Raw genomic sequence first — 9,431 nt, 5'->3', positions numbered from 1 at the left:
AAACCATCACAAGATAGGCGTGGCATGGAGCGAATTATATTGGGCTAACAAAGTAACTATGCCAGGTTTGCACCAGTTTCTCAGCCGCTATCGTTCCTTCCAGAGGGAAACATGAAAGAAATTCTTTATCAGTAGTGGAATCGTAAGGCCCTTCTTTAACTTCAAAAATTACAGTATTTGGTACTAAAGCGATCAGTGTATGATAAGTTCCTTCGAGGAATTCAATACCAGAAGTTGTTCCATCGGCACTAATCTGTTCTTGGTGAATAATTGCGCCTTGATCGTTAAATAGAAGCATTCCTACGGCTCCCTGCAAAATCAGGCACAGCTCGAATCCATTGTGACCGATTTCCCGTTTATGGCGATGGGGACGCACATAAGTCCCTGGTTGCAGACAAATAAGCGATCGCTGAACTTTTTCATCTAAAGCGTGGAAGTTGTAACTTTGTCGTAAGCGATCGCTACTGGATGCCTGTTGAGCAACTGTATCTATTAAATTTTGGTCGAGACGTTTAAACATTTTTCTCCAAGGAAGTTTCTGACCAGACTTAGAAGTCTGGTCAGAAGGTAGGGTAAAAATACTTCCGATCAACTAGACACTTAATACTACTGAAGATGGAATATTGCCCACCATTGAAGGTGATAAATACTCCAGATACCACTCAATTGTTTCAGCTAGTCCTTTATCAAAAGAATATCGGGGACTCCACCCAAGCATTTTTTGCGCCTTTTCTGCCGATACCTGCTGGTGCCAAATTTCCCCGTGGCTTTGATTCATAATTACCGGCTCTATGTGTTCGCAATTCATCAGTTGCTGGAGCTTTTGCACGACTTCTAGCACCGTCCAACTACCACCCATTGCGAAGTTGAAAGCCTCTCCATGAACTTCTGGACGAGCTAGCCCTTCAAACATTGCAATATAGGCATGGGCTGCATCTTTGACATATAAAAAGTCCCGCATAAAATTACCTTTATCGGGCATACGAATGAGAGGACTTTCATTGCTCAGTAGCCTTCGGATCGTATTTGGGATTAGTCGGCTCCAGTTTAAATCTCCACCGCCGTAAATATTACCAAATCGCCCTACAGCCACAGGCAACCCGTAGCTGTGATAGTAGCTTCGAGCAATTAGGTCAGCGCAGCTTTTAGAGACATCGTATGGATGTCTGCCCAGCGTTGGCATATCTTCTGTATAGGGTAAGACGGGACTATCACCGTAGGCTTTATCACTTGATGCCACGATTACCCGCTGCACCAAATCTGAACGGACGCGACAGGCTTCCAAAATGTTGTATGTGCCACGAATATTTATCTCAAATGCCAGTCGAGGTTTCTCAAACGCCAAACCTTCTACCGACACTGCTGCTAAGTGAAACACCGTATCAATGCCGCGATCGCCAATTACCTTTTCAAGTAAATCGTAATCCTCGATTGACCCGACAACATTGTTGACACGATGAACGATTCCACTACGCACAAAATGACTGTCTGGGTTCCAGTCAGCCAGTATCGTCGTCACCGTCGCGCCCTGCTCTAATAAGCACTCAGTCAACCAAGAACCCATAAAACCGGAAGCTCCGGTTACTAACACTCGATGACCGCGCAGAATATCAATCACTGATGCACCTAAATTTAGAACTAACCATGCACTAATATACAGTTTGCACATCTATCCAGAGTGTGATGCACACTACTTTTTTGTGAGAGAATTAGTTTTTTATGGATTTTGCGATCGCACTGATGAGATGAGCCATCGGCGAACCAAAACTCTAACCAGAGATTGCAGAAACTCTTTAAAGTTGCTTGAAATCATAGTCTTGGAAGGCTTCGGAGTTTCCATCTTCCCCTCAAAACAGCCAAAAGCCGCTCTAAGTCATCCCACCATCAATCAGGTTACACAAGTAAAAAATGCAATCCTGACCCTGCTGCTGGCGCTGTTCATATAAGCTTGAGCCTTTGCACAAAACCAAGGCGTCTGTTCATTTATTAACGCTAATAATCTCAATATCCAAAAAAGTTCCAGCACTAAATCACAAGCGATCGCTAAACTCAATAGAAGCGATACTGTCCGGGCAGTGCGAAAATAGGGTAACTGGGTTCAAATCTCTGGAAGAGTAACATCAAGCTGGAGTAACACCGGAGGTGGTGAAACCTCTGAAGGGCTGGGTACTCCAGACTAATATCAATGGATGCTCACAAGAGCAATTTTATAGGTGGTGGAAATAGGGAAGCCACTCGTTTGAAATCTATTAGACTTCCCTGATTCTCCGTAAAATCCTAAGCGCTAATTAGCGCCATTTAGTCCCAACGAGGAATATCGGCATCTTCCCCACCAATACCGATTCCGGTGTTAAATATTTCAGCATCCGTGAGAATCAGGTCATCCATTGATGCCCCATACACATTCGCGTCATAAATTTTAGCGTTCGTAAAATTTACGGCGTTGAGATTGGCTTCCTGAAAATTGGCATTCGTTACAAAAGCTGATGTTAAATTAGCTGCTGTCAAGTTTGCCTTCGTCAGATCGGCACCTTCGAGGTTCGCATTCGTCAGGTTAGCGCCTTGCAAATTGGCTTCTCTCAAGTCAGCACCAATCAAATGTGCGCCGCTGAGATCGGCTCCTGATAAATCGCAGCGAACACATTCTCTCGTTGACAATAGCTGTTTTACGTGTAGCGGATTCTCCGCTTTCACTGGCATAGTTAAAAATAGTGGAGCGAGTAATGTTAGGGTCGCGAATAGCTTGAGTTTCATAATACTCCCCCTTTATCAAAAAGGTTGTTCCGTTTTCTTCCTCACCCCTTTATTATCTCACTAAGATTCTGTGGTAGACATTGATTGATGCCACATATAACTTGTGATAGAGAACATAGGATTTAATCACTCGTTAGCAGGATTGCGACACTGCTTAATTGGGATAAAATGCGATGAAATTTTCCCGCTCTTGCATCTTCAATCTGGGTTGAGCGTACCGGGTGCAAGGCGCGATCGCATCAAATCGCATCGATCTGCTTTTAATCTATCTTTTGGTAGAGAAAGAACCTCAATCCTCTCCTCGTAACAACCAAAAGCCGCTAAAAGTCATCCCCGACTCATCCGGTTGCACCAGCAAAAAGTGCAATCCCCGACTCTGCTGCTGGCGCTGTTGATAAGCTTGAGCTGCTGCCGTAACTTCTTTATCCTCAAAAGTGGCAACAATCCAGCGGTCAACCAACCCAGCCTCTAATACCAACCCATCCGGCGCACCCGCAATGTAATTAAGAGACACGGGACGGGCTTCTTGTAGCCAACGCGCCAAACGCATTGATTGCCGCCCACCGTAAATTACCACACCGGGAACGGGCACCGTAGACGCTAAACCCAGATTGATCGGCAAGAGAAATTCTGGCATCTCCAGAATCGGAATCGGGCGTTCTGCAAAAGCCTCCACCACAGCAACCGCCGGAAGCGTGGCAAATCGCCATTGTTCTCCCCAAAGGTTTTCTGGCAATGGGACTGGCGGCGGTTTGTCCAGCGATGGGAGTTCGCCAGTGTAGGTATAGTTATCGAGATTGGGATATAGTTTCGCCTTCTGTTGCAAATATTCCTTCAGCGCCCCAGTGCGTCGAGTCGCTTCCACCTGAATACCCAGTTGTTGCGCCGCTGCCTGAATCAAACTTAACGACTGGGGACGAAACACTTGGATGAGATGCGGCAGATTTCCACCCGCTGCTTGCTGCAACTGAGAAACCAGCCAGCTAGCATTCGCTTCAGATTGAGGACAAAAAGCGTCATAACTAAAGCTGCGTGTGGCGTCGCAAAGCAACAATTCCCACAACACCTGCCCTTTTTCATCTTTGAGAGGACGCCGATAAAAATCAGCTTGCCAAACCCGATTCATCTGTTCTCTGTTCCTTTGCGTCCTTTGCTTCTTTGCGGTTTGCTTCTTTGCGGTTCAAAAAAAAGCAGGTGGGCACTGCCCACCCTACTTTTAGCTCAAAATCGAGTCAATTCATACCTAATGTAGGGGCGCGCCGTTTGCCCCTACAAATTTGCTACGCCAGCGCACTCGCCAGAATTGGTTCAGTGCCTACGGAAGTTCCCGGCGCGTACACCTGAGTCACGTAGTCGGCAATCATTCGGTCAGTGTTGAATAGCGGCGAATTTGTCTTAATCGACGCCTTCATCATTTGAATCCAGCGATGAGGAATTCCATTCTCATCTTGGTCATAGTAGAGAGGAACGATTTCCTCTTCTAGTAGGTGGTAGAGAGATTCTGAATCAATCCGGTCTTGCAACTCCTGGTCGCTGGTGTGGGCATCTTCACCGATTGCCCAGCCATTGCTTCCCTTGCCATCTTGCCCTTCTTGATAGCCTTCGCACCACCAGCCATCGAGGACACTGCAATTAATGCCGCCGTTGAAGCAGACTTTTTGCCCACTCGTACCGGAGGCTTCTAAAGGACGACGCGGGTTGTTCAGCCAGACATCAACACCTTGCACCAAATGTTGACCCGTGTAGATGTCGTAATCTTCAACTAAGGCAACTCGGTTGAGAATGTCTGGGTGCTTGCACCACTCCATCAACCGCTGGATAATCCGCTTGCCTTCTTCGTCATGAGGGTGCGCTTTACCGGCAAAGACAATCTGCACGGGGCGTTGGGAATTCCCAAATATCCTCAAGGCGCGTTCGGCTTCCCGCAGCAGCAAATCACCCCGCTTGTAAGGGCTGAAGCGTCGTGCAAATCCGATCGTCAGCACGTTGGGGTCTAGCAGCTTGTCGGCGGCATCAATGCGGAATTGCTCTTCACCGCGACTAATCCGTGCCAATTTCACTTTAGAACGGGTATGAGCAATCAGGCACTCTTTGAGAACTTGGTGCCGCCACCAGATTTCTTCATCAGGAATTCCGTCCACCTTTGCCCACATCTGTTTGTCAGCCATGCGGGTTGACCAATCTTCACCCAGGTACTGGGAATAGAGGTCGCCCATCAGGGGTGCTGTCCAGGTACGCGCATGGACGCCATTGGTAATGTGACCAATGGGCACTTTCTCTTCACTACGGTCGGGATAGAGAATGTTCCACATCTTGCGGGAAACCTGACCGTGCAGGTCGCTGACGCCGTTAGCAGTGCGACACATCCGCAAAGCTAAGACGGTCATGCCGAAGGGTTCCCAAGGGTCGCCCAGGCGGCGTGCCCCTAAGGCGAGGAATTGCTCGCGCGACAGACCCAATGTAGGCCAGTAGTGAGCAAAGTAGGAATCCATCAGGTCTGAGGAGAAGACATCGTGACCTGCGGGAACGGGAGTGTGGGTGGTGAAGACGCAGCGATCGCGCACCGCTGCCTCGATATCATAGAAAGACTTGCCGGTACGCTGAATTTCTTGTCGCGCAATCTCTAGGGTGCAGAATGCCGCATGACCTTCGTTCAGATGACACACCGACGGAGTAATCCCCAATGCTGTCAGCGCCCGAACGCCACCAATTCCCAGCACGACTTCCTGGGCGATGCGGGTTTCTTGGTTGCCGCCGTACAGGTGCCCCGTCAGCCAGCGGTCAATGGGATCGTTGTCGTGTCGGTCGGTATCTAGGAGGTAAAGATTGACGCGACCGACTCGCGCCAGCCAAATTTGGGCTTTGACAATCCGTTGCCGGATTTCCATCTCAATGGTGATGGGTTCCCCTTGCTGGTTTTTGAGCAACTCCAGGGGCATCTGGTCAAAGGGATTGTTAACGTAGTTTTCTTCCTGCCAACCGCCACTATTCAACCGTTGACGGAAATAACCTTGGCGATAACAAAGCCCTACCGCGACCATCGGCACGCCTAAATCAGAGGCGGACTTGAGGTGATCTCCGGCTAAAATTCCCAAACCGCCGGAGTAGATAGGTAGGGATTCGTGGATGCCAAATTCCGCACAAAAATAGGCGACAGGTCGCTGTGGGGAAATTTGCGGCGCGACGCGAGACGCCCAAGCATTTTTTTCGTTCATGTACTTGTCAAATTGCTCGACAAGTGCATTCACCCGTTTGATATAAGCGGGGTCTTGAGCGAGCTGGGTGAGGCGCACTAAAGAAGCTGATTCTAAGATGGCGACAGCGTTATGTCCGCAGCGGTGCCATTCATCAGGATTAATGTTCTGAAATAGAGAAGTGCGATCGCTCGTCCAACTCCACCAATAGTTATATGCCAGGTCTGCCAATCGCTTGAGAGGAAACGGTAGCTTCGCACGCAGCGTTTCAATTGTTGTCATAAATTCCGTTGCACTACACTTGACAGGCTTGCTCTTGACGTTCGTCTGGATAGGGAGCGTGTTATCTTCTACGGGTTGTTTGGCTTTTAGCTAAAAAAAGTAGAGGCGCTAAGAGCCTAAAAACATCCTGCTATCCAGCCCGATTTATAGCTTTACAGGATTTCCTATATAAACTGTGTTTTTTTACACTCTTTACATTTTTCCCCCAAAAATTAGTCAAGTAATCTAAGGAAGATTATGGTTTTGTTAAGTTTTATCAGACAACGCCCAAACCGTGCCTAATCTAAACAGCCGGTTTTGCGACTTTCTCAACCCTAGACTGGCTGTAGTTGTGCCAATTAGTCATGAAAATTACAGTTAAATTGGTTAGAGTACCAACGATTCATTAAATTAACTAAGGGGGAAAAAGCCTCAACTGACTCGGCACCCCGGTTGTTAAACTCTCAATTTTCAAAGTCGCTTTAGCTTATGAATCCTGCCCTGACTCAATTTGGCGATTGTATGTCCCACCTCACTGGGGTGCGGGCAATTATGAAGGATATTAAGGAAACTCTGCAAGCAGGTATTGGACAGGAATATATTAATTTAAGTCCTGGGAATCCAGTGATTTTGCCAGAAGTAGAGCAGTTATGGCGGGATTACACCGAAGAATTGCTCGCTAGCTCAAATTACGGGAATGTAGTTTGTCGCTATGGTGACTCTCAAGGCTATGAGCCGTTAATCGAAGCGGTAAAAAATGATTTTAATCGCCGCTACGGGCTAAATCTGACTCATCGCAATATTTTGATTACCCCCGGCAGTCAAACGCTTTATTTCTTTGCCGCGAATGCCTTTGGGGGCTACACCACAAGCGGTAAATTAAAGCAAATTATCCTGCCGCTGAGTCCAGATTACACGGGTTATGGGGGTCTGACTTTAACCCCAGAAGCCTTATTTGCCTATAAACCCGCTTTAGACATTGATGCCGCTGCCCACAGGTTCAAATATCGTCCGGACTTCAGCAAACTGAAGATTACGGAAGATACGGGTTGCGTGTTATTCTCGCGTCCTTGTAACCCAACCGGCAACGTCCTCACGGATGACGAGGTGAAAAAAATTGCCGATTTGGCTGCGCCTTATGATGTCCCAGTCTTGATCGATTCTGCGTATGCACCTCCGTTCCCGGCGTTAAATTTTACCGAGATGACGCCGGTATTTGGAGAGAACATCCTGCACTGCATGAGCTTATCGAAAGCGGGGCTACCCGGAGAACGGATTGGGATTGCAATTGGGGATGAAAAGTGGATTCACGTGCTGGAGTGTTTCCAGACAAATATGTGTATCCATTCATCTCGGTATGGGCAAGCGATCGCAGCCCGTGCAATTGAAACGGGAACGCTAGCAGAAATCGCTACCACAGTGATTCGCCCCTACTACCAGAAAAAGTTTGATGTTGTGGAAAGCAGTATCGAACAGGCAATGCCCAAAGATTTGCCTTGGTTCCTGCATCGCGGCGAAGGAGCAATCTTTGCATGGCTGTGGTTCCAAGATTTACCCATTACAGACTGGGAACTGTACCAGCAGTTAAAGCAAGTCGGTGTCATTGTCGTACCAGGTAGCTCTTTCTTCCCCGGATTGCGCGAAGAATGGGCGCACAAGCAACAATGCATTCGTATTAGCCTGACTGCTACAGACCAGGAGATTGAAATCGGGATACAGCGCTTAGGGAAGGTGGTAGAGCAAGTATATTCAGTTGTTAAATGTTAGAAAGCCCTGCTGGACAGAATTCGCGGCGATGCGAACTAAGTCAGTAAAGCGCGGACTTTTAGAAGTCTCTGTGTCGCCGCCCCTTCCAGTTATCAAAGCATTCACTACTGTGTACACATATCTTTGATTAAGTGGCAAAACGTTGATTGCTCCCCCAATTTATCGGGGGGTTAGGGGGATCAAAACCGGACTGGCAAGTACAAGAAGATTTGTGCGTACACGGTAGGGCATGAAAAAGAATACGGAATACGGAATACAGAAAGCTGATGACCAATGACCAGTGGTTAGAAATTGGCACAATTGTTGCCGCTCAAGGGATGAAAGGGGAGTTGCGGGTGTATCCGGAATCCCAATTCCCAGAACGCTTTGAGGAACCGGGAGAGCGTTGGATGTTGCGACCGGGCGAGACAGAACCGCAGCCAGTGAAATTGGTGAAGGGGCGGTATATAGATGGTAAAAATCTATACGTTGTACAGCTAGCTGAGGTAGAAAATCGGGATCGAGCGGAGGCGCTCGCGGGAACCAAGTTAATGGTGAAAGCTTCCGATCGCCCGATCTTGGAAGAAGATGAATACCACGTTCTAGACTTAATTGGTTTGGAAGTTTTTCTTCAAGAATCGGGAGAAAACTTGGGCGTGGTGGTGAATGTATTTCCGGCTGGCAACGATTTACTGGAAGTGCAGTTGCACCAGCAACCTGTAGCTGTTGCGCCAAAGGATGAGCCGGAACTACCCCAGAAAGGGGAAGTCAATCGAACCAGTAAAAAACGGAAAGTTCTTAGACCCAAACCACCGAAGCCGTCTACCATTCTGATTCCTTTTGTGAAAGCGATCGCGCCCGTGGTAGACCTGGAGAATCGCAGAATTGAAATTACGCCGCCGCCTGGATTGCTAGAAATGAATCAGGAAGCTTGAATTTTTTCAGAATCCCAGCGCGATCGCAACCAAGCATCTATCTCGGAATCTATCTCGGAAAATTTTTTCCCAAAATAACCATGCCGTCCCCAAAAGGACGGCATGGCTACATTAACGATTCTTTGTTAATTGCTCAAGAATGCTGGTGAAGTCATTACCAAAGCGCTGGCACTGGCGCTGCCTCAGTCGTCTGCGGTTCGGTTTGAGCTGTATCTGGAGTGCTTGTGGTCTCTCCAGTGGTTGTTGTCGGACCAGGAGACGGTGTTGTCTGCACCGTTCTTCGCTGAATCGTTGTCTCTTCCACTCGACGGGTTCTGTTGAGGCGAGTAGTATCTGTCGCATCGGCTGCTTCAACCATACTCACATTGCTAGCCATATTCTGGTCATCCAATGTGGCGCTAATCTCCATTCCTGGCATGAGGTTCAACCGAGTTAGATCCTCTGGTGAGAGCATCATACTTCTGGTTGTACCGTCTGGCAGTCTTAGCGTGACTACATTGCCTCTAACGCTGCTGACGGTGCCTCTAACTACTTGATTCGT

7 protein-coding genes and 1 pseudogene are annotated in these 9,431 nt (G+C 48.0%); 2 read left to right on the top strand and 6 right to left on the bottom strand.

The features are described 5' to 3' along the window. Positions 1-34: 34 nt before the first annotated feature. The 5 genes from H6F50_RS21975 to glgP form a co-directional block, all read right to left on the bottom strand. Positions 35-520, bottom strand: coding sequence for a WbuC family cupin fold metalloprotein (locus H6F50_RS21975; protein WP_190430345.1), 486 nt, complete (start codon positions 518-520; stop codon positions 35-37). Between the two features lie 72 nt (positions 521-592). Then, a complete protein-coding gene (locus H6F50_RS21970) occupies positions 593-1,669 on the bottom strand; it encodes a GDP-mannose 4,6-dehydratase (RefSeq protein WP_190430344.1) in 1,077 nt (358 codons plus the stop codon). Positions 1,670-2,298: 629 nt separating this feature from the next. Continuing rightward, complete coding sequence (locus H6F50_RS21965) at positions 2,299-2,754, bottom strand: pentapeptide repeat-containing protein (RefSeq protein ID WP_190430343.1); 456 nt, start codon at positions 2,752-2,754, stop codon at positions 2,299-2,301. A 289-nt stretch (positions 2,755-3,043) separates the two neighbouring features. After that, positions 3,044-3,880 carry a Tab2/Atab2 family RNA-binding protein gene (locus H6F50_RS21960; protein ID WP_190430342.1) on the bottom strand — a complete coding sequence of 279 codons (837 nt, stop codon included), beginning with the start codon at positions 3,878-3,880 and terminating at the stop codon, positions 3,044-3,046. Between the two features lie 154 nt (positions 3,881-4,034). After that, positions 4,035-6,230 carry an alpha-glucan family phosphorylase gene (gene glgP, locus H6F50_RS21955; RefSeq protein WP_190430341.1) on the bottom strand — a complete coding sequence of 732 codons (2,196 nt, stop codon included), beginning with the start codon at positions 6,228-6,230 and terminating at the stop codon, positions 4,035-4,037. A 468-nt stretch (positions 6,231-6,698) separates the two neighbouring features. On the opposite strand from glgP, the gene H6F50_RS21950 reads away from it, so the two are divergent. Both H6F50_RS21950 and rimM read left to right on the top strand, forming a co-directional pair. After that, entirely contained in the window at positions 6,699-7,976 is a 1,278-nt protein-coding gene (locus tag H6F50_RS21950) for a valine--pyruvate transaminase (RefSeq protein ID WP_190430340.1), read from the top strand. A 266-nt stretch (positions 7,977-8,242) separates the two neighbouring features. After that, entirely contained in the window at positions 8,243-8,890 is a 648-nt protein-coding gene (gene rimM, locus H6F50_RS21945) for a ribosome maturation factor RimM (protein ID WP_190430339.1), read from the top strand. Positions 8,891-9,044: 154 nt separating this feature from the next. On the opposite strand, the pseudogene H6F50_RS21940 reads toward rimM, so the two are convergent. After that, positions 9,045-9,431 (bottom strand): annotated as a pseudogene (locus tag H6F50_RS21940) (hypothetical protein); the annotation flags it as partial.

Origin of the sequence: Coleofasciculus sp. FACHB-712, assembly GCF_014695635.1 — a bacterium.
Lineage (GTDB): Bacteria > Cyanobacteriota > Cyanobacteriia > Cyanobacteriales > FACHB-T130 > FACHB-T130.
Note: the sequence above shows the minus strand (reverse complement) of the source record. Positions and strands in the feature narration are given on the sequence as shown.

Coding starts and splice junctions, on each gene's coding strand:
- H6F50_RS21975 (WP_190430345.1), bottom strand. CDS start 520: ATGTTTAAACGTCTCGACCAAAATTTAATAGATACAGTTGCTCAACAG.
- rimM (WP_190430339.1), top strand. CDS start 8,243: ATGACCAATGACCAGTGGTTAGAAATTGGCACAATTGTTGCCGCTCAA.
- glgP (WP_190430341.1), bottom strand. CDS start 6,230: ATGACAACAATTGAAACGCTGCGTGCGAAGCTACCGTTTCCTCTCAAG.
- H6F50_RS21950 (WP_190430340.1), top strand. CDS start 6,699: ATGAATCCTGCCCTGACTCAATTTGGCGATTGTATGTCCCACCTCACT.
- H6F50_RS21965 (WP_190430343.1), bottom strand. CDS start 2,754: ATGAAACTCAAGCTATTCGCGACCCTAACATTACTCGCTCCACTATTT.
- H6F50_RS21970 (WP_190430344.1), bottom strand. CDS start 1,669: ATGTGCAAACTGTATATTAGTGCATGGTTAGTTCTAAATTTAGGTGCA.
- H6F50_RS21960 (WP_190430342.1), bottom strand. CDS start 3,880: ATGAATCGGGTTTGGCAAGCTGATTTTTATCGGCGTCCTCTCAAAGAT.